Source organism: Mycolicibacterium austroafricanum, from assembly GCF_902705885.1.
Classification (GTDB): Bacteria; Actinomycetota; Actinomycetes; order Mycobacteriales; family Mycobacteriaceae; genus Mycobacterium; species Mycobacterium vanbaalenii_A.
The window spans coordinates 127,565-146,807 of record NZ_CACSIP010000003.1 but is presented as its reverse complement, the minus strand read 5'-3'; the positions used below and the strand labels follow the sequence as shown (position 1 = coordinate 146,807).

22 protein-coding genes are annotated in these 19,243 nt (G+C 68.4%); 4 read left to right on the top strand and 18 right to left on the bottom strand.

Annotation, left to right across the window (positions count from 1 at the left end; translation table 11 throughout):
- From lgt to BEMPMBAN_RS04135, 6 genes are all read right to left on the bottom strand, one after another.
- The coding region (gene lgt, locus BEMPMBAN_RS04160) for a prolipoprotein diacylglyceryl transferase (protein WP_159229119.1) at positions 1–1,310 on the bottom strand (1,310 nt) is incomplete at its 3' end.
- Positions 1,307–2,095: a tryptophan synthase subunit alpha gene (gene trpA, locus BEMPMBAN_RS04155; RefSeq protein WP_159229118.1), complete on the bottom strand. Its 789-nt coding sequence runs from the start codon at positions 2,093–2,095 to the stop codon at positions 1,307–1,309. The genes trpA and lgt, both read right to left, overlap by 4 nt.
- Positions 2,095–3,354, bottom strand: a complete 1,260-nt coding sequence (gene trpB / locus BEMPMBAN_RS04150) for a tryptophan synthase subunit beta (protein ID WP_159229117.1) — start codon at positions 3,352–3,354, stop codon at positions 2,095–2,097. The genes trpA and trpB overlap by 1 nt, the downstream gene beginning before the upstream one ends.
- A complete protein-coding gene (gene trpC / locus BEMPMBAN_RS04145; protein WP_159229116.1) occupies positions 3,355–4,173 on the bottom strand; it encodes an indole-3-glycerol phosphate synthase TrpC in 819 nt (272 codons plus the stop codon). It abuts the gene before it with no gap.
- A gap of 72 nt (positions 4,174–4,245) precedes the next feature.
- Positions 4,246–4,839 carry a TIGR02234 family membrane protein gene (locus BEMPMBAN_RS04140; RefSeq protein ID WP_159229115.1) on the bottom strand — a complete coding sequence of 198 codons (594 nt, stop codon included), beginning with the start codon at positions 4,837–4,839 and terminating at the stop codon, positions 4,246–4,248.
- A complete protein-coding gene (locus tag BEMPMBAN_RS04135; protein WP_159229114.1) occupies positions 4,836–6,359 on the bottom strand; it encodes an anthranilate synthase component I in 1,524 nt (507 codons plus the stop codon). Before BEMPMBAN_RS04135 ends, BEMPMBAN_RS04140 begins: the two co-directional genes overlap by 4 nt.
- Before the next feature lie 32 nt (positions 6,360–6,391).
- Here BEMPMBAN_RS04135 and BEMPMBAN_RS04130 point away from each other — a divergent pair, with 32 nt between their 5' ends.
- The gene (locus tag BEMPMBAN_RS04130) at positions 6,392–6,865 is read left to right on the top strand and encodes a peroxiredoxin (protein ID WP_159229113.1); all 474 of its coding nucleotides are present in this window, start codon (positions 6,392–6,394) and stop codon (positions 6,863–6,865) included.
- Here BEMPMBAN_RS04130 and hisI read toward each other — a convergent pair.
- From hisI to hisD, 8 genes are all read right to left on the bottom strand, one after another.
- The gene (gene hisI / locus BEMPMBAN_RS04125) at positions 6,853–7,209 is read right to left on the bottom strand and encodes a phosphoribosyl-AMP cyclohydrolase (RefSeq protein ID WP_159229112.1); all 357 of its coding nucleotides are present in this window, start codon (positions 7,207–7,209) and stop codon (positions 6,853–6,855) included. The genes BEMPMBAN_RS04130 and hisI overlap by 13 nt on opposite strands.
- A gap of 135 nt (positions 7,210–7,344) precedes the next feature.
- The gene (gene hisF, locus BEMPMBAN_RS04120; RefSeq protein ID WP_159229111.1) at positions 7,345–8,130 is read right to left on the bottom strand and encodes an imidazole glycerol phosphate synthase subunit HisF; all 786 of its coding nucleotides are present in this window, start codon (positions 8,128–8,130) and stop codon (positions 7,345–7,347) included.
- Positions 8,127–8,936 (bottom strand): inositol monophosphatase family protein, encoded by an 810-nt coding sequence (locus BEMPMBAN_RS04115; RefSeq protein WP_159229110.1) that lies wholly within the window; start codon positions 8,934–8,936, stop codon positions 8,127–8,129. Before BEMPMBAN_RS04115 ends, hisF begins: the two co-directional genes overlap by 4 nt.
- Positions 8,933–9,661, bottom strand: coding sequence for a bifunctional 1-(5-phosphoribosyl)-5-((5-phosphoribosylamino)methylideneamino)imidazole-4-carboxamide isomerase/phosphoribosylanthranilate isomerase PriA (priA, locus tag BEMPMBAN_RS04110; RefSeq protein ID WP_200845869.1), 729 nt, complete (start codon positions 9,659–9,661; stop codon positions 8,933–8,935). The genes BEMPMBAN_RS04115 and priA overlap by 4 nt, the downstream gene beginning before the upstream one ends.
- 38 nt (positions 9,662–9,699) lie before the next feature.
- The gene (hisH, locus tag BEMPMBAN_RS04105; protein ID WP_159229109.1) at positions 9,700–10,320 is read right to left on the bottom strand and encodes an imidazole glycerol phosphate synthase subunit HisH; all 621 of its coding nucleotides are present in this window, start codon (positions 10,318–10,320) and stop codon (positions 9,700–9,702) included.
- Positions 10,317–10,955: an imidazoleglycerol-phosphate dehydratase HisB gene (gene hisB / locus BEMPMBAN_RS04100; protein ID WP_159229108.1), complete on the bottom strand. Its 639-nt coding sequence runs from the start codon at positions 10,953–10,955 to the stop codon at positions 10,317–10,319. Before hisB ends, hisH begins: the two co-directional genes overlap by 4 nt.
- Positions 10,952–12,049 carry a histidinol-phosphate transaminase gene (locus BEMPMBAN_RS04095; protein WP_159229107.1) on the bottom strand — a complete coding sequence of 366 codons (1,098 nt, stop codon included), beginning with the start codon at positions 12,047–12,049 and terminating at the stop codon, positions 10,952–10,954. Before BEMPMBAN_RS04095 ends, hisB begins: the two co-directional genes overlap by 4 nt.
- On the bottom strand, positions 12,049–13,407 hold the full coding sequence (hisD, locus tag BEMPMBAN_RS04090) for a histidinol dehydrogenase (protein WP_159229106.1): 1,359 nt from the start codon (positions 13,405–13,407) through the stop codon (positions 12,049–12,051). The genes BEMPMBAN_RS04095 and hisD overlap by 1 nt, the downstream gene beginning before the upstream one ends.
- A 39-nt stretch (positions 13,408–13,446) precedes the next feature.
- Here hisD and BEMPMBAN_RS04085 point away from each other — a divergent pair, with 39 nt between their 5' ends.
- Together BEMPMBAN_RS04085 and BEMPMBAN_RS04080 are read left to right on the top strand one after the other, a co-directional pair.
- Positions 13,447–13,872 carry a nitroreductase family deazaflavin-dependent oxidoreductase gene (locus BEMPMBAN_RS04085; protein ID WP_159229105.1) on the top strand — a complete coding sequence of 142 codons (426 nt, stop codon included), beginning with the start codon at positions 13,447–13,449 and terminating at the stop codon, positions 13,870–13,872.
- Positions 13,869–14,507 (top strand): LysE family transporter, encoded by a 639-nt coding sequence (locus BEMPMBAN_RS04080; RefSeq protein ID WP_159229104.1) that lies wholly within the window; start codon positions 13,869–13,871, stop codon positions 14,505–14,507. The genes BEMPMBAN_RS04085 and BEMPMBAN_RS04080 overlap by 4 nt, the downstream gene beginning before the upstream one ends.
- A gap of 28 nt (positions 14,508–14,535) precedes the next feature.
- Here BEMPMBAN_RS04080 and BEMPMBAN_RS04075 read toward each other — a convergent pair whose 3' ends face one another.
- Genes BEMPMBAN_RS04075 through nadA form a run of 4 tightly spaced genes read right to left on the bottom strand, consistent with a single transcriptional unit; the run spans position 14,536 to position 18,491 of the window.
- Positions 14,536–14,985: a hypothetical protein gene (locus BEMPMBAN_RS04075; RefSeq protein WP_159229151.1), complete on the bottom strand. Its 450-nt coding sequence runs from the start codon at positions 14,983–14,985 to the stop codon at positions 14,536–14,538.
- Between the two features lie 28 nt (positions 14,986–15,013).
- Positions 15,014–15,871, bottom strand: a complete 858-nt coding sequence (gene nadC, locus BEMPMBAN_RS04070; protein ID WP_159229103.1) for a carboxylating nicotinate-nucleotide diphosphorylase — start codon at positions 15,869–15,871, stop codon at positions 15,014–15,016.
- Complete coding sequence (locus BEMPMBAN_RS04065) at positions 15,871–17,448, bottom strand: L-aspartate oxidase (protein WP_159229102.1); 1,578 nt, start codon at positions 17,446–17,448, stop codon at positions 15,871–15,873. Before BEMPMBAN_RS04065 ends, nadC begins: the two co-directional genes overlap by 1 nt.
- On the bottom strand, positions 17,445–18,491 hold the full coding sequence (nadA, locus tag BEMPMBAN_RS04060; protein WP_159229101.1) for a quinolinate synthase NadA: 1,047 nt from the start codon (positions 18,489–18,491) through the stop codon (positions 17,445–17,447). Before nadA ends, BEMPMBAN_RS04065 begins: the two co-directional genes overlap by 4 nt.
- A 47-nt stretch (positions 18,492–18,538) precedes the next feature.
- Here nadA and BEMPMBAN_RS04055 point away from each other — a divergent pair, with 47 nt between their 5' ends.
- Complete coding sequence (locus BEMPMBAN_RS04055) at positions 18,539–19,243, top strand: NUDIX hydrolase (protein WP_159229100.1); 705 nt, start codon at positions 18,539–18,541, stop codon at positions 19,241–19,243.

Sequence of the window (19,243 nt, the reverse complement as noted above, 5' to 3'; positions counted from 1 at the left end):
ACAGCCCCGGTCACCAACTCCGGCTCAACCTCAGACTCAGATTCCGGTTCGGGCTCCCCAGCGGCGAGCTCAACCTCGGGATCTTCAGCGTCCGCCTCTTCAGCGTCCGCCTCGGCCTCCGCCTCTTCAGCGTCCGCCTCGGCCTCGGGTTCCTCAGCGCCCACCTCAGCGACCAACGCCTCCGCATCCGCCTCACCGTCCACCGCCGCATCGCGAGCCTGCGAGGCCCCCTCGGCGGCCTCACCCACCTCGTCACCCTCAACCGAACCCACACCACCAACAGCCCCAGTCACCGACTCGTCGGCATCGGCAGATTTATCGGGCGGCGGCTTCTCGTCCTCCCCGGCAGCGACCTTGGCCGCTGCGACGACACCAGTCGTGGACGCTGCCACGGCGACATCCTTGACCAGGTCCTCGACACCGGTGTCTTCGTCGGCTTTCGCCGGCGATTTACCCAAAAGGGTCGCTGGGTCTTCACGGCCTTTGGGCGCAGCCATGACGTACACGACCGCGCCGATGAAAACGAAGGTGGCGGTGAAAGAGTTGACTCGAACGCCGGCGATGAGCGTCGCGGCGTCGCTGCGCATCAGTTCGATCCAGAACCGGCCCAGGCAGTACCCCGCGACATACATCGCGAACAGTCGGCCGTGCCCGATCCTGAACCTGCGATCGATGACGATCAACGCCGCGAAGATCAGCAGATTCCACAGCAGTTCGTACAGGAACGTCGGATGGACCACTTCGATCAGCTCGCCGGTCGACACCCCGTTGAGCGAATCGAGCACGCCGTTGGCGTTACGCCGCTCGTAGATCTCCAAGCCCCAGGGAAGGGTCGTCGGCCGACCGTAGAGTTCCTGGTTGAAGTAGTTGCCGAGCCGTCCGATCCCTTGGGCGAGAATGATTCCCGGCGCGATCGCGTCGCCGAATGCGGGCAGCGGTATCCCGCGCAGCCGACAGGCGATCCAGGCACCGACCGCACCGAACGCAACAGCGCCCCAGATACCGAGGCCGCCATCCCATATCCGCAATGCGGCACTGAACCCTGCTCCGTCTGCGCCGAAATACGTAGTCCAGTCGGTGAGTACGTGGTACACCCGACCACCGATGAGACCAAACGGCACCGCCCACAACGCCACGTCGTAGATGACGCCTGGTTCGCCTCCCCTGGCCACCCAACGCCGGTCACCGATCACCAACGCGGCGATGATCCCGGCGATGATGAACAGTGCGTAGGCACGCAGCGGCAGGGGCCCGAGTTGCCAGACCCCCTGAGACGGACTCGGAATGTAGGCGAGGACCGTCGTGGTCACGCGGTGATCCTCTGGCGCACGCCGTCAGCGAGTTCCTCGGTCAGGGACCGCAGTGCCGGTATCCCGTCTTTGAGGGCGGACACCAGCGCCGAACCGACAATGACACCGTCGGCATAGGCGCCGATCTCGGCCGCCTGCTCGCGGGACCGCACTCCGAGTCCGACACCGACCGGGATGTCCGAGATCGCCTTGACCCGGTTTACGAGTTCGGGGGCGGCGTTCGACACCGCGTCGCGTGCGCCGGTGACACCCATCGTCGACGCCGCGTAGACGAACCCGCGAGACGCCTGCACCGTCTCGGCCAACCGTTGCGGCGTCGATGACGGCGCCACCAGGAAGATCCTGTCCAGGTCGTGTGCCTCCGATGCCGAGATCCACTCCTCTGCCTCGTCCGGGATCAGGTCAGGGGTGATCATCCCGAGCCCGCCGGCCGACGCCAGGTCGCGGGCGAAGGTATCGACTCCTTTGCGCAACACCAGATTCCAATAGGTCATCACTACCGCGCGGCCACCGGCGTTGCTGATCGCTTCGACCGCGGTGAGCGCGTCGCGAACCTTGACGCCGCCGCTCAACGCCGCCTCCGTCGCCGCGGCGATCGTGGGTCCGTCCATTCCCGGATCGGAATACGCAACGCCGACCTCGATCAGGTCGCATCCGGACTCGACCAGTGCGGTCATCGCCGAGATGGAGGTTTCCACATCGGGAAAGCCGGTGGGCAGGTAACCGATCAGTGCGGACCGGTTCTCAGCGCGACACGAGTCGAAAAGGCCTGCCAGCCGACTCATCACGTTCCGCCCTCGAGCAGCCCGAACCACTTCGCCGCCGTCTCGACGTCCTTGTCCCCACGTCCGGACAGGTTCACCAGAATGATGGCCCCTGCTCCGAGTTCAGATCCCAGCTTCAGTGCGCCGGCAACAGCGTGCGCCGACTCGATGGCCGGAATGATCCCCTCCGCCCGGCTCAGCAACGACAACGCCTCCATCGCTTCGGTGTCGGTGATGGGTTCGTAGCGCGCCCGACCCACATCCTTCAGCAACGCATGCTCGGGCCCGACGCCCGGATAGTCCAAACCTGCAGAGATCGAGTGGGATTCGATGGTCTGGCCGTCCTCGTCCTGCAACAGGTACGAATACGACCCCTGGAACGCCCCCGGCGACCCGCCGGTGAAGGTCGCCGCGTGGCGGCCGGTCTCGACCCCGTCTCCGGCCGCTTCGTAACCGATGAGCCGGACCGCGGCGTCGTCGAGGAATGCATGGAAGATCCCGATCGCGTTGGATCCGCCGCCCACACATGCGACCACCGCATCGGGCAGGCGGCCCGCCTGATCCAGCATCTGCGCTCGTGCCTCGAGCCCGATCACCCGCTGGAAGTCGCGCACCATCATCGGGAACGGATGCGGACCCGCCGCGGTACCGAAGCAGTAATAGGTGTCGTCGGCGTTGGTGACCCAGTCCCGGAACGTCTCGTTGATCGCGTCCTTGAGAGTCTTGGACCCCGATTCGACTGCCACCACCGACGCGCCCAGCAGCCGCATCCGGGCCACGTTGAGCGCCTGCCGCGCGGTGTCGACCGCGCCCATGTAGATCACGCACTCCAGACCCATCAGCGCGCACGCGGTGGCCGTCGCAACCCCGTGCTGACCGGCGCCCGTCTCGGCGATGACCCTGGTCTTACCCATCTGCCGGGCAAGCAGAGCCTGCCCGAGGACGTTGTTGATCTTGTGAGATCCGGTGTGGTTGAGGTCTTCTCGCTTCAAGAAGATCCGGGCGCCGCCCGCGTGTTCGCTGAGGCGTTCGGCCTCGTACATCGGTGACGGCCGTCCGGTGTAGTGCCGCTGCAGGCGATCGAGCTCATCGAGGAACGTCTGGTCGCCGCGGGCCTTCTCGTAGGCGGCGGTCACTTCCTCGATGACGGCCATCAACGCCTCGGGGACATACCTTCCGCCATACACACCGAAGTGCCCCCGTGCGTCGGGGTCGTGGGTGGTGGGTTCGGCAACAGCCGCACTGGCGCGCGGCAGTTCGGGGCCGGCGTTCTCAGCCACTTAACGAGATGTTTTCGGGCACGACGGATGCGTACCGGCGGTGACGAGGTCGGCAACAGCGCTGCGCGGGTCACCGCTGGTGACCAGCCCCTCGCCCACCAGGACCGCGTCGGCGCCGGCACCGGCGTAGGCGAGCAGGTCTGCGGTGCCGCGCACCCCCGACTCGGCAATCCGGATGACGTTGCTGGGCAGACCGGGCGCGATTCTCCCGAAGCAGTCCCGGTCGACCTCGAGAGTCTTGAGATCGCGCGCATTCACCCCGATCACGGAGGCGCCGGCCTGTAGAGCGCGGTCCGCCTCCTCCTCGGTGTGCACCTCGACCAGCGCCGTCATGCCCAACGATTCGGTGCGCTCGAGCAGCGATACCAGAACCGGCTGATCCAGGGCGGCGACGATCAGCAGGAGCATGTCCGCGCCGTGCGCACGTGCCTCGTGGATCTGGTACGGCCGAATGATGAAATCCTTGCGCAGCACGGGAATCGACACCGCTGCACGCACTGCGTCCAAGTCGTCGAGCGACCCGTTGAAGCGACGTTCCTCGGTCAGGACGCTGATCACCCGGGCGCCGCCGTCCTCATAGGCTCGGGCGAGCTCCGCCGGGTCACCGATGGAAGCCAGCTCGCCACGCGACGGACTGGCCCTTTTCACCTCGGCGATCACGCCGATCCCCGGGGCGCGCAGAGCAGCCATCACGTCGAGCGGCTTACGTGCGCCCTTCGCCTGCTCCTTGACTTCGGCCAGGCTGACGACGGCCTCACGAGCAGCAACGTCGGCACGGACTCCTTCGAGGATGGAGTCGAGCACGGACGCCGAACCCATAGGTCTCGCTTCCCTTCCCCTGACTGCCATCTGATTCCTAACGAAGGGTAGTCGCCACCACGCCACCGTCGATCACCGCCCCTTGTTGTCCGGATCGGCCGGGTCCCGGGTGGGATCGGAGCCCTCGTCGAGGGCGTCCCAGAGCATCCGTTCCGACATCGCGGCCGCCGGCTCGTCCGACGGGGGCGCCGGACGACGCGTGTAGCGCGTCGCCTCGGTCCGCGCGCCGGACGCCGACCGCATGAGCAGGACGGATCCGAGCAGCGACAGGACTGCGGCGACCAATGTCACGACGGCGCCGCCGTAGTGCCGTTGAGTGCCCAGCAGGTCGGCCACCGGCACCTCCGCCAGCTGGGCGGCACGAACCGCGACGTCGGCGACCACCCACAGGCTGATCGCCAGATAGCCCATTCCGGCACTGGCCGCTGCCACCAGCACCGCGAGTACCCGCAGCGGCCAGCCACGCACGGCCAACGCGGCCACGGCGGCCGCGGCGACCAGCAGGGCCAGCGGGATCAGCGCCGTGGACCAGACCGCCCCGGACAGGTCGGCGGTCCTGGGATGCCCGAGACCGTCGAACGAGGTGATCTGGACCCACGTCAGCCGCGACGCCACCCACAGTCCCACCGCGGCGAGCAGCAGGGACAGCTGCGCGATCCGGATCACGGTTCGCTCAGCGTTTCGGCGGCGGCGATGGCGCTGAGCACCGCCCGGGCCTTGTTCGCGGCTTCGGTGTATTCGTAGGGGCCGTTGGAGTCGGCGACGACACCGCCACCGGCCTGCACGTAGGCCGTGCCGTCACGCATCAGCGCGGTGCGGATCGCGATGGCGAAGTCGGCGTTGCCGGCGAAGTCGAGGTAGCCGAGTACGCCCCCGTAGAGACCGCGACGAGTCTTCTCGACCTCCTCGATCAGTTCCATTGCCCGAACCTTGGGGGCTCCCGACAGCGTGCCGGCCGGAAAACACGCCGTCACGGCGTCCAGGGCCGTCCTGTCGTCGTTCAGCAGCCCGGTCACCGTGGACACCAGGTGCATGACGTGGCTGTAGCGCTCGATGTGGCTGTAGTCCTCCACCCGCACCGTGCCCGGCGTGCAGACCCGGCCCAGATCGTTGCGTCCGAGGTCGACGAGCATCAGGTGCTCGGCGCGTTCCTTCTCGTCGGACAGCAGCTCCTTCTCGAGCAGCAGATCCTCCTCCTCGCTGTCCCCGCGCCACCGGGTACCGGCGATCGGATGGGTCGTCGCGCGTCTGTCCTTGACGGTGACGAGCGCCTCGGGGCTCGACCCGACAATCGAGAAGTCCAGTCCCCCACCATGGTCGGGGACATTGAGCAGATACATGTACGGGCTGGGATTGGACACCCGCAGCATCCGGTACACATCGAGAGGATCTGCGGCGGTGTCCATCTCGAATCGCTGCGACGGCACCACCTGAAAGGCTTCGCCTGCCTCGATGTCACCGACAAGCTTGTCGACGATCTCGGTGTACTCCTCGACCGTGCGTTGCGAGCGGTGCTGCGGCGCGGGCCTGCTGAACGTCGCCACCGTCGACTTGAGCGGCTCGGCCAGCGCGGCGGTCATCACCTCGAGCCTGGACACCGCGTCGTCGTAGGCCCAATCGACACGTTCGTCGGTGCCGTTCCAGTTGACGGCGTTGGCGATCAGCGTGATCGTGCCCTCGTGATGGTCGACGGCCGCGACGTCGGTCGCCAGCAGCAGCAGCATGTCCGGCAGACCCAGGTCGTCCACGGTCAGCTCGGGGAGCCGCTCGAGTCGGCGCACCAGGTCGTAGGCGAAGAACCCGACCAGCCCGGAGGACAGCGGCGGCAACCCCGGCAGCGCCGCGGTCTCCAGCAGCGTCAGCGTCTGGCGCAACGCGTCGAGCGGGTCACCCCCCGACGGCGCGTCCTTGGGGGTGACACCCAACCACGCCGCCTCACCGTCGCGGACCGTCAACGCGGATGGGGCGCCGGCGCCGATGAACGACCACCGCGACCACGAGCGACCGTTCTCCGCCGACTCGAGCAGGAAGGTTCCGGGACGGTTCGCGGCCAGCTTGCGGTAGGCCGACAGCGGTGTCTCGCTGTCGGCGAGCACCTTGCGCGTCACCGGGACCACACGATGCTCGGCGGCCAGCGCTCGGAAATCCTCACGCGAGGTCGTGACGAGGTTGGCGGTCGTCTGCACCGTGCCATCCTCCCAGACGTACGGTGGGAACCATGGACCGCATCAAGCAGGGTGACCGGGTGTCCGACTTCGAACTACCCGACCAGACAGGGACGACGCGGACGCTGACCGAACTGCTGGCGAGCGGACCGATCGTGTTGTTCTTCTATCCTGCGGCGATGACGCCGGGCTGCACCAAGGAGGCCTGTCACTTCCGCGACCTGGCCGCCGAGTTCGCCGCCGTGGGCGCCAGCCGGGTGGGCATCAGCGCCGACGCCGTCGACAAGCAGGCGAAGTTCGCCGAGCAGCAGAGCTTCGACTATCCCCTGCTGTCGGACGCCGACGGGGTGGTGGCGACGCAGTTCGGGGTCAAGCGGGGCCTGCTGGGCAAGCTGATGCCGGTCAAGCGCACGACGTTCGTCATCGACACCGACCGCACCGTGCTCGCGGTGATCGCCAGCGAGTTCAGCATGGACACCCACGCCGACAAGGCGCTCGAGGTGCTGCGGCAGCGTCAGTCCGCCTGATCCTGCGGCGCCAGCAGCAGATCCGCGTCGAAGCAGGTGTGGTCGCCGGTGTGACAGGCGCCGCCGACCTGGTCCACCTCGAGCAGCACCGTGTCTCCGTCACAGTCCAGCCGCACCGAGTGCACATGCTGGGTGTGCCCAGAGGTCGCGCCTTTGATCCACTGCTGCCCTCGGGAACGTGAAAAGTACGTAGCCTCACGGGTTTCCAACGTGCGGGCCAGCGCGTCGTCGTCCATCCACGCCACCATCAGCACCTGACCGGTCCCGCGCTCCTGCACCACCGCGGTGAACAGGCCATCGGCGGTGCGCTTGAGGCGCGTCGCGATCTTGCTGTCAAGAGTCATCTGCACCGCCCCGACTTTCCGTTCCAGCGCTCGGGCCTACTCCTGGCACGCCGAAATCCGACTTTTGTAGGGCCGCTCTCGCACTTTCCCGCCAAAAATCGGAATTCGGCGCGATGCACGCCCTCCCGGACACAGTCACCTCACCACAATCCCTTCGGCCGCCATCGCGGCCTTGACCTGGCCGATGGTCAGCTCCCGGAAGTGGAACACGCTGGCGGCCAGGACGGCGTCGGCACCTGCAACAACCGCGGGCGCAAAATGTTCCACGGCGCCCGCTCCGCCGCTGGCGATCACCGGAACCGACACCGCGCCCCGCACCGCGCGCAGCATCTTCAGGTCGAAACCGGCCTTGGTGCCGTCGTAGTCCATCGAGTTGAGCAGGATCTCACCGACCCCGAGCTCGGCGCCGCGGGCCGCCCATTCGATCGCGTCGATGCCGGTGCCGCGGCGACCGCCGTGGGTGGTCACCTCCCAGCCCGACGTGGTGGCCTCGCCCCCTTCGGGTACCGTGCGGGCGTCCACCGACAGCACGATGCACTGCGAGCCGAACTGCCGGGACAGCTCCGAGAGCAACTCCGGACGTGCGATCGCCGCGGTGTTGACCGCGACCTTGTCGGCCCCGGCGCGCAGCAGGACGTCGACGTCGGCGACCGTTCTGACCCCACCGCCGACGGTGAGGGGGATGAACACCTGTTCGGCGGTGCGTCTGACCACCTCGAGCATGGTGGCCCGGCCCGACGATGAAGCCGTCACGTCGAGGAACGTCAACTCGTCGGCGCCCTCGGCGTCGTAGGCGGCAGCGAGTTCGACAGGATCGCCTGCATCACGCAGGTTCTCGAAGTTCACTCCCTTGACCACTCGTCCGTCGTCGACGTCCAGGCACGGGATCACCCGGGTGGCAACGTCACTGGCGGCCGTCATGCGTAGTCCTCCGGCTCCCCGACGGCTCGCACGATCTCCAGCATCTGCTCGTGCACGCCGGGCGCCGCCACCAGCGCCGACGGCGAGGACACCGTCCACGGCCGACCGGCGAGGTCGGTGACGATCCCGCCTGCGGCCCGCACCAGCGCCACCCCGGCGGCGTGGTCCCACACATGGTGGCCGAAACTGATTGCCCCGCCGAGGATGCCGGCCGCGACGTAGGCGAGGTCGATTCCCGTCGCCCCGTGCATCCGCAGTCGCGAACACTCACGGCTCAGCCCCTCCAGAACGGCCATCCGGTACCGGCCCGGGTAGTGACCGCGCGAATCGATGTTGAAGGTCCCGATCCCCACCACCGAATCAGAAAGCGCCGCGGGCGCCAGCGCCTGCAGCACCTCGCCGTTGCAACGCACCGGCTCCCCGACCATCGCGGTGTAGCGCTGCCCGGTGAAGGGCAACCAGGTCAGTCCCAGCACCGGCTCGCCGTCGGCGAGCAGACCCAGCAGCATCGCCGCCGTCGGCAGGCCGGCGGCGTAGTTGAACGTCCCGTCGATCGGGTCGAGCACCCACACCAACTCGGAGTCCAGCGGCTCGCCGCCGAACTCCTCGCCGTGCACCCCGATGCCGGTCAACCGGGTCAGCTCGGCGACCACCCGGCGTTCGATGGCCAGATCCACCTCGGTGGCGAAGTCGTTGCCCTTCTTGGCGACTGCGGAATCGGCCCGGTGGCCCGCGATGAACTGCGTCGACGCGGCATCGAGCACGTCGGCCGCGGTGGCGAGCAACGGGGCCAGGTCGACGGTCACGTGGTGACCGCGGCCAGTGCCTGCGGCAGCGTGAATCGTCCTGCGTACAGGGCTTTCCCGACGATTGCACCCTCCATCCCGCGGCCGGTCAGGGTGGCGATCGCGCGCAGATCGTCCAGACTGGACACCCCGCCGGAGGCGATGACGGGGGCGTCGGTGCGCTCGGTGACCTTGGTCAGCAGGTCCAGATTCGGCCCGTTGAGGGTGCCGTCTTTGGTGACGTCGGTGACGACGAAACGCGAACAGCCTTCGCGGTCAAGGCGTTCCAGCACCGGCCACAGATCGCCGCCGTCGGTCTCCCAGCCGCGACCACGGAGCCGGTGCTCGCCTGCTGCGATCTTGACGTCGAGCCCGACGGCCACACGTTCGCCGTGCTCGGCGACGACCTTGGCGCACCATTGCGGGTTCTCCAGCGCCGCGGTGCCCAGGTTGACCCGCGCGCATCCGGTGGCCAGCGCCGCTGCCAGCGACTCGTCGTCCCGGATGCCCCCGGACAGTTCGACAGCGACGTCGAGCCTGCCGACGACCTCGGCGAGCAGTTCCCGGTTGGAGCCCCGGCCGAACGCAGCGTCGAGGTCCACCAGATGGATCCACTCGGCACCGTCACGCTGCCAGGTCATCGCGGCGTCGAGCGCCGAGCCGTACTCGGTCTCGCTGCCGGCCTGGCCCTGCACCAGACGCACCGCACGTCCGTCGACCACGTCGACGGCGGGCAGCAGGATCAGCGTGGGGGTGGTCGCATTCACCGTGGCGTTCACGCTGGTCAATTTAGCGCCTTCATCCAGTTCGACAGCAGATGGGCACCGGCGTCACCGCTCTTCTCCGGGTGGAACTGGGTGGCGGCCAATGGGCCGTCCTCGACCGCAGCCAGGAACGACACCTCGTGGGTGGCCCAGGTCAACAGCGCGTCGGGATCGCCTTCCCACAACTGCGCCGCATAAGAGTGCACGAAGTAGAAGCGGGTGTCGGCGTCCATCCCGTCGAACAGCACACTGCCGCTGGGCGCATCGACGACGTTCCATCCCATGTGCGGGATCACCGGGGCATCCAGGCGGATGACCGCGCCGGGCCACTGCCCGCAACCGGTCGTCTCGATGCCGAACTCGACGCCGCGGGCGAACAGAATCTGCATCCCCACGCACACCCCGAGCACGGGACGTCCGGCTGCCAGTCGGTCGGCGATGATCTTCTCCCCGCCGATCTTGCGCAGCCCCGTCATGCACGACTCGAAGGCTCCCACCCCTGGCACCACGAGGCCGTCGGCGGCCATCGCGGCCGCCGGGTCGGCGGACACCTCGACGTCGGCACCAACACGCTGCAGCGCCCGTTGCGCCGAACGCAGGTTGCCCGACCCGTAGTCCAGCACGACGAGTTTCTTTGTCACAGTGTACCTTTGGTTGACGGCACACCGGTGACGCGGGCGTCGTACTCGACCGCCTGACGGAGTGCGCGGGCCACCGCCTTGTACTGGGCCTCGGTGATGTGGTGCGGGTCGCGTCCGTAGAGGGTGCGCACATGCAGCGCGATGCGGGCGTTGAAGGCCAGCGACTCGAAGACGTGGCGGTTGACCACGGTGTGATACGGCGCCGCGGACCCTGCGATGGTGAACTCCACCATGTACTCCGGTTCACCGGTGTGCACGAAGTAGGGCCGCCCGGAGACGTCGACGGCGGCGTGGGCCAGCGTCTCGTCCATCGGGATGAACGCGTCCCCGAAACGGCGGATCCCCGTCTTGTCACCCAAGGCCTGCCCGAGCGCCTGGCCCAGCACGATCGCGGTGTCCTCGATGGTGTGGTGGCCCTCGATCTCGATGTCCCCGACGGCCTTGACCATCAGGTCGAAGCTGGCGTGGCTGCCCAGCGAGGTGAGCATGTGGTCGAAGAACGGCACCCCGGTCTCGACGCTGACGTTGCCGGTGCCGTCGAGGTCGAGTTCGACGACGATGTCGGATTCCCTGGTCTTGCGTTCGATCCGGGCGCGACGGGTGGCGCGGACGGGTTCGGACTGAGACTGAGTCACGATGCTCCTATTCGGGCGCTGGCGGCCAGCAGCGCGTCATTCTCGTGGGCCAGGCCGATGGTGGTGCGCAGGTATCCGGGGAGCCCGACGTCGCGGATCAGCACACCGTCGTCGAGGTAACGCTGCCAGGTGACCGATGCGTCGGCGAACTCTCCGAACAGCACGAAGTTCGCATCACTCGGGATGACCCGGAAACCCATGCCGGTCAATGCTTCCGACACCCGGTGGCGTTCGGCGATCAGGGCCGCGACACTTCCCAGGGTGTCGTCGGCGTGGCGCAGTGCGGCCCGGGCTGCGGCCTGGGTCACCGACGACAGGTGGTACGGCAACCGCACCAGCAGCATCGCGTCGATGACGGCCGGGGCCGCGATCAGATACCCCAACCTGCCCCCGGCGAAGGCGAACGCCTTGCTCATGGTTCGGGTCACGACGAGCCTGGCCGGGTACTCCTCGAGGAGGCCGACGGCGCTCGGCTGTGAGGAGAACTCGCCGTAGGCCTCGTCGACGATCAGCACGCCACCGTCCATGACGTCGAGCAGTTGGCGCAGATCGTCCGGCGAGACGCTCTGCCCCGACGGGTTGTTGGGACTGGCGACGAACACGACGTCGGGGTGGTGCTCCTTGATCGCCTGCGCGGCCACCCCGGGATCGAGGCTGAAATCGTCGTCACGGTGTGCGGTCACCCAGGCCGTCTGGGTGCCGTCGGAGATGATCGGGTGCATCGAGTAGGACGGCACAAAACCGATCGCGCTGCGGCCCGGACCTCCGAACGCCTGCAGTAGCTGCTGCAGGATCTCGTTGGAACCGTTTGCCGCCCAGATGTTCTCGACGCCCACCGCGGTCCCGGTCTGGGCGCTGAGGTAGGCGGCGAGGTCGGTGCGCAGCGCCACCGCATCGCGGTCGGGATAGCGGTGCAACTCGCCGGCGATCGCACGTACCGAATCGGCGATGTCGTCGATCAACGTCGGCGTCGGCGGGTGGGGGTTCTCGTTGGTGTTCAACCGGACGGGGACGGCCAGTTGCGGCGCGCCGTAGGGCGATTTGCCCCGCAGATCGTCGCGCAACGGCAGGTCGGCCAGGGTGATCTCGCGCATCACCGCTCGAACCTCCGCCGCACGGCCTCACCGTGGCTTGGCAGGTTCTCGGCCTTCGCCAGCGTGACCACGTGGCCCGCGACGTCCTTGAGCGCCGCCTCCGTGTAGTCGACAACGTGGATGCCCCGCAGGAACGTCTGCACCGACAAGCCACTGGAGTGCCTGGCGCATCCGGCGGTGGGCAGCACGTGGTTGGACCCCGCGCAGTAGTCCCCCAGGCTCACCGGCGACCACGCGCCGACGAAGATGGCTCCGGCCGAACGGATTTGGTTCGCGACGTCGGCCGCTGCGGCGGTCTGTATCTCCAGATGCTCGGCGGCATAGGCATTCACGGTGCGCACCCCGCTGTCGATGTCGTCGACGAGCACCACCGCCGACTGCTGCCCGCTCAGCGCGGCCGTCACGCGCTCGCGGTGCACGGTGGTCTCCAGCTGGTGGGCGAGCTCGCGGTCGGTGGCATCGGCCAGCTCGGGGCTGTCGGTGACCAGGACGCTGGCGGCCATCTCGTCGTGCTCGGCCTGGCTGATCAGATCCGCCGCCACGTGCACCGGATCGGCGGTGTGGTCGGCCAGGATGGCGATCTCGGTCGGGCCGGCTTCGGCGTCGATGCCGACCTGGGACCGGCAGATCCGCTTGGCCGCGGTGACGTAGATGTTGCCGGGCCCGGTGATCATGTCCACCGGTGCGAGCTCGGTGACACCGTCGGTGTCGGTGCCACCGTAGGCGAGCAGCGCGACGGCCTGCGCGCCGCCGACCGCCCACACCTCGTCGACCCCGAGCAGCGCGGCGGCCGCCAGGATCGTCGGATGGGGCAGGCCTTTGAAGGATCCAGCACCGGAGGCCTGCGGCGGACTGGCGATCACCAGCGACTGCACCCCGGCCGTCTGCGCGGGCACCACGTTCATCACCACGCTGGACGGATAGACGGCGTTTCCGCCGGGGACGTACAGGCCGACCCGCTCGACCGGCACCCACCGCTCGGTGACGGTGGCGCCGGGCGCCAGCGTGGTGGTGGTGTCGGTGCGGCGCTGGTCGGCGTGCACCGCGCGGGCGCGGTCGATCGCGACCTCGAGCGCGGTCCGGACGTCGGGGTCCAGTTCGGTCAACGCCGCGGTGAGCTGCGCGGCGGGCACCCGGACCTGCGAGGGTCGGACCCCGTCGAAGGACGCACCGTATTCCAGGGCCGCCTCGGCGCCCCGCTGCACGACCGCGTCGACGATGGGCCTGACCTTGGGAACGACGGTGTCGACGTCGACGCCGCCCCGTGGCAGCGCACCCCGCAGCCGGGCGACCGACAGCGTGGTCCCACGCAGATCGATGCGCCGCATGAGCCCTGGAGATACATTCACGCTGACCATTGTCCCAGAGCAGCACAAATCGGTATCGGAGGCGACGTCATGTCCGATCGGCCAAGCAGGAGCGACCACCCCAACAACGCACCAGGCGTGCCGATGATCTTTCCGCCGTGGTTCGAAAGGCTGCAGATCAAATACATCAACCCGCTACTTCGGCCGCTCTCCAAACGGATGCCTGGGCTCGGTGTGATCAAGCACCGGGGACGTACGTCAGGCAAGGACTACGAGACCATCGTCACGCCGTACCGAAAAGGACAGGTGCTGGCGATCGGTTTGGCGCACGGCAAGACCAACTGGGTCAAGAACGTGCTCGCAGCCGGTGAGGCGGACATCCAGATCGGCAAGAAAACGCTGCACCTGATCCATCCGCGGGTGCTCCCTGCCGGCACAGTCGACGCCTCGCTGCCCCGAGTGGCCCAGAGCCTCGCCAAACGCTCCGGGGTCTTCGTCGCCGATATCGCTCCATGACCTGGCAGATGTGGCTGGCGTTCTTCGGCGCAGCCATCGTGATCGCGGTGTCGCCGGGGGCCGGCGCCATCCAATCGATGGCCACCGGCCTGACGCACGGAGTCAAGCGCGGGTACTGGAGCATCGTCGGCCTCGAAGTGGGGCTCATGTTGCAGCTGACGCTGGTCGCAGTCGGGTTGGGCGCCGCAGTGGTGAATTCCATTCTGGCCTTCACCGTCATCAAATGGTTGGGTGTGGCGTATCTGGCCTATCTGGCGGTCCGGCAGTGGCGCAGCGCCCCACTCGACCTCGATGCCCAGGTGCACCGAGCCGTCGACGCCCGCCGCACATCGCTGCTGGCGCGAGGATTTCTGGTGAATGCCACGAACCCGAAAGGCCTGCTGTTCTTTCTGGCGGTGATGCCGCAGTTCGTGGTTCCCACGGCACCGCTCGTGCCCCAGTACCTTGCCATCGGGGTCACGATGGTGGCTGTTGATCTGGTCGTGATGGGGTGTTACGCCGCGCTGTCGGTGCGGTTACTGGTGTGGCTCCGAACTCCGCGGCAGCAGACGATGCTCAATCGGGTGTTCTCCGGCCTGTTCGCAACGGCCGCCGTGGTGCTGGCGCTGCTTCGGCGGGGACCGGCCACGGCCTGATCGACGGTTCGGCCTTCACCGCGTCACGCTAGCCGCACAGACCGGTGATGACGTCGCCGGTGGCCTCGGCCTGCTCGAGCCGGTCGGACTGCGCCGGATCGGTGTTGGGCACACCCGCGGTCGCGGCGGCGCCGATGTCCATCAGCTGGTTGCCGAACTTCCGGATCTGGTCTGCGAGGTCTGCGGGGGTCGCCGGGTCCAGACGGGCGAGCAGGTACTGCCCGCCGTCGTAAAGCGCCACCCTGGCGTTGGCGGCTACCGCGAGCGCACCGCCGATGTCGTCGGCGCCGCCCGGCGGTTGCCGGTTCGTGTTCGTCTCCACCCCGGTACGCACGGTCTGGAATGCCGCACAGATCGCGGTCTCGGCGTCGCTGCGCTGGGCGTCGGTGTATTGCGGCTGCGTGCCGGTGGGGCGCACCAGCGCGAACACAGCCAAACCCAGCGCCAGCACTGCCACCCCGAGCGTGACGACGAGCATGCCCCCGCGGGCCGAGGAACGGGTCACGCTACAGATCCAACCCCAGGTCGAGCACCTGCACCGAATGCGTGAGCGCCCCCACCGCCAAATAGTCCACGCCTGTTCCCGCATAGTCCGCGGCGTTCGGCAGCGACAGCCCGCCCGAGGACTCCAGTTTCGTGTCCGGAGATCGCGCAGCGCGGCGTTGCGCCGCGATCTGCGTCTGCCATACCGGGAAGTTGTCCAGCAACACCAGTTCCACGCCCTCGGCGAGCACGTCGTCGAGTTCCTCCAGCGAGTCGACCTCCACCTCGCACGGCACATCCGGAGCGGCAGCGCGGACTTGACGCAGCGCAGAGACCACCGACCCGGCCGCGGCCACATGGTTGTCCTTGATCAGCGCCGCGTCCCCCAGCCCCATCCGGTGGTTGACGCCGCCGCCGACCCGCACCGCGTACTTCTGCAGTGCACGCAGGCCGGGCAGGGTCTTGCGGGTGTCCCTGATCTGCGCTCCCGTTCCTGCCACGGCATCCACCCATGCTGCGGTGGTGGTCGCGATGCCCGAAAGGTGGCACATCACGTTCAGCATGGTGCGCTCAGCGGTCAGCAGACCTCGTGTCGGCGCGTGCACGGTCAGCGCGGCGCCGCCGGCATCCAGGCGGGTGCCGTCCGGCACCCGGTGTTTCACACGGTAGCCACCCACGCCGAGCACTTCGTCGAACACCATCAGCGCAAGATCCGAGCCTGCGATCACGCCCGGCTCCCTGGCCACCACCGACGCCGTGGTCCATGCGTCGGCAGGCACTGTGGCGAGGGTGGTGATATCCGGGCCGTAGCGCAGGTCCTCCTCGAGCGCCCGCGTGATGACGGTGCGGGCCTCGGCGATCTCGTCTTCGGTGAGCATCATCAGCAACTCACCGCCGCCTGCGCGAGACTGCCGACCGCACCTGCTCGCACCGCGGTGGACGCCTGCGCCGGATCGCTGTCCGGGAAGTCCGAGCGGTGATGACAGCCCCGCGACTCCGTGCGGGCCAACGCGGCGGTGGCCACCGCCCCGGCGACAGCGGTCAGGGCTGCTTCTTCGAAGTCGTTGCGCGACTTGATCACCCGCGGCGTCGCCACCGCCAGCACGTCGAGCAACCGCCGCAGCCCATCACCGCTGCGGACGACGGAAGCGTACCGGGTCATGGCATGTTGCAGGTCGGCGCGGGCCACCGCGGGCCGTACCGGCAGTGCCGGGGTCTCCACCGGACCCGGGCCCGCGACCTCGGCATGCCGGGCTGCGGCAGCACCGGCTCGTCCGCCCACCACCAGACCTTCGAGCAGGCTGTTGGACGCCAGCCGGTTGGCGCCGTGCATCCCGGTCCGCGCCGCCTCGCCCGCGGCGAACACTCCCGCGAGCTCCGTGCGTCCGCAGACATCGGTCAGCACCCCACCGCAGCTGTAGTGTGCGCCCGGAACGACCGGGATCGGTTGGCGTGCCGGATCAATCCCGACCGCCAGACAGGCCGCGGTCACGGTGGGGAAACGCGTCGCCACGTCCGCGACGTGACGGGCATCGAGATACACGCACCGGTCCCCGGACTCGGCCAGCCGGGTCTCGATCGCCGCTGCGACCACATCCCGGGGCGCCAGGTCGCCCATCGGGTGCACGCCCTCGGTGATCGAATCTCCCTGGGCGTCGACCAGCTTCGCGCCTTCGCCGCGCAGCGCCTCGGTGATCAGGGGACGGCGGCCACTGCCGCGCCCGTCGAACAGCATGGTCGGGTGGAACTGGATGAACTCGAGGTCACCGACAGCCAAGCCGGCCGACATCGCCAACGCCACACCGTCGCCGGTCGACCCTTCGGGATTGGTGGTCGCCTCATAGAGGTGGCCCAGACCGCCGGTCGCGAGGATGACCGACGGGGCGTGGATGACGCCGGGGCCGTCGTCGCTGAGCACCAGTACGCCCGTCACGGTGCCCGATTCCGCCAGCAGCTCCAGTGCCACATGGTTCCTGCGGATGTCGAGGGTGGTTGCGGCGCTGTCCAACGCACGCTGCACCTCGGCGCCCGTGGCATCCCCGCCCGAGTGGATGATGCGGCGGCGGGAGTGCCCGCCCTCGCGGGTCACCGCCCACCGGCCCGGCGCGGATTCGTCGAAACATGCACCGGCGGAGACCAAATCGGACACCGCACGGTGTCCGTCGGCGACGATCGAACGGACCACTTCGGCATCGCACAGCCCGCCGCCCGCCGCCAGCGTGTCGGCGACGTGGGCTTCGATGGAATCGCCGGTGCCGTAACAGGCGTCGGGCAGCACGACGGCGATACCGCCCTGGGCGTAGAACGTCGCGGTCTCACCGCCCTTGCTCAGCAGCACCACCCTGCGGCCGTGGCGATGCGCCGCAAGAGCGGCGGCAAGGCCCGCGACCCCGGTGCCGATGACGACGACATCGGCGCGCTGCCTCCACAGAGCGGCCCCGCCGCAGGCGGCGGTCATTCCCCGCCACCGCCAGGCTGCCCGATCTCGATCATCCGGGTCACGCTGCGCCGGGCGGCCGCGGCGACATCCACGTCCACGTCCACCTCGTCGGCGCCTTCCACCAGGCAGCGCAACAGCGCAGCCGGGGTGATCATCTTCATGTACCTGCACGAGGCCCGTTCGTTGACCGCCCGGAAATCCACATCCGGCGCTGCCCGACGAAGTTGATGCAACATCCCGACCTCGGTGGCCACCAGAACCTGGCGGGCACCGGTCTCCCGGGCGGCGTCCAGCATTCCGCCCGTGGACAGGATCTTGACCCGATCCTCGGGGAAGGACCCTTCACCCGCCAGGTAGAGCGCCGATGTGGCGCACCCGCACTCGGGATGGACGAACAGTTCGGCGTCGGGATGGGTGCGAGCCTGATCGGCGAGCTCGTCACCGTTGATGCCGGCGTGCACGTGGCATTCGCCCGCCCAGACGTGCAGGTTCTTCCGGCCGGTGACCCGGCGCACATGTGCGCCCAGGAACTGGTCCGGGCAGAACAGCACATCGCGGTCCGCCGGGATCGACGCCACCACATCAACGGCGTTGGACGAGGTGCAGCAGATGTCGGTCTCGGCCTTCACGGCGGCGGTGGTGTTGACGTACGAAACGACGACGGCATCGGGGTACTCAGCCTTCCACGCACGCAACTCGTCGGCGGTGATCGAGTCGGCCAGCGAGCACCCTGCCCGCTGGTCAGGGATCAGCACGGTCTTGGCCGGCGAGAGGATCTTGGCGGTCTCGGCCATGAAGTGCACGCCACAGAACACGATCGTGTCCTCGGGGGCCTCGGCGGCGATGCGCGACAGTGCCAGCGAGTCCCCGACGTGGTCGGCGACATCCTGGATGGCAGGCAGCTGGTAGTTGTGCGCCAGCAGCGTCGCACCGCGAAGCTCGACGAGCCGGCGCACCTCGGCGGCCCATTGCGCGTCACCGTCGATGCCGGAGAAACCCCCCGGACCATCGACGATGCGGCTCATCAGATGGTCAGCGGGCATCTGTTCGGTCACCGTCATAGCCGCCTCCTTCACTTCCTCGAGGTTTTCGACTTATAATCGAAAACATGGCCCATATTAGCACCGACCACGAAGTGTTGGCCGCGGTGTTCCAGGTTCGACAGGGCCGGGCATCCGGCGCCGGCCACAAACCCGCACTTCATGTGCTGTTGTGGCAGCGCGCCCTGAGCCCCGAACGCGGGAAGTGGTCGCTGCCGGGGGGCCGCCTCGGTGACGACGAGGACCTGACGAGCTCGGTCCGGCGCCAACTCGCCGAAAAGGTCGATCTGCGCGAACTGGCCCACCTCGAGCAACTCGCGGTGTTCTCCGACCCGCATCGGGTGCCGCAGCGACGGACCATCGCGTCGACGTTCCTCGGGCTGGTGCCCTCCCCCGCCACCCCGGAACTGCCCGCCGACACCCGGTGGCACCCGGTCAGCGAGCTGCCGCCGATGGCGTTCGACCACGGCCCGATGGTCGAGCACGCACACAACCGTCTGGTCGCCAAACTCTCCTACACCAACATCGGATTCGCCCTCGCGCCAGCAGAATTCGTGCTGTCGACACTGCGCGACATCTACAGCGCCGCGCTCGGCCACCAGGTCGATGCCACCAACCTGCAGCGGGTGCTCGAGCGTCGTCACGTCATCACCAGGACCGGCACCACGGCGCGCTCGGGACGCAGTGGGGGCCGACCGGCGGCGCTGTACCGGTTCACCGACGCGCGCTACCGCGTCACCGACGAGTTTGCTGCTTTGCGCCCACCCGGGTGA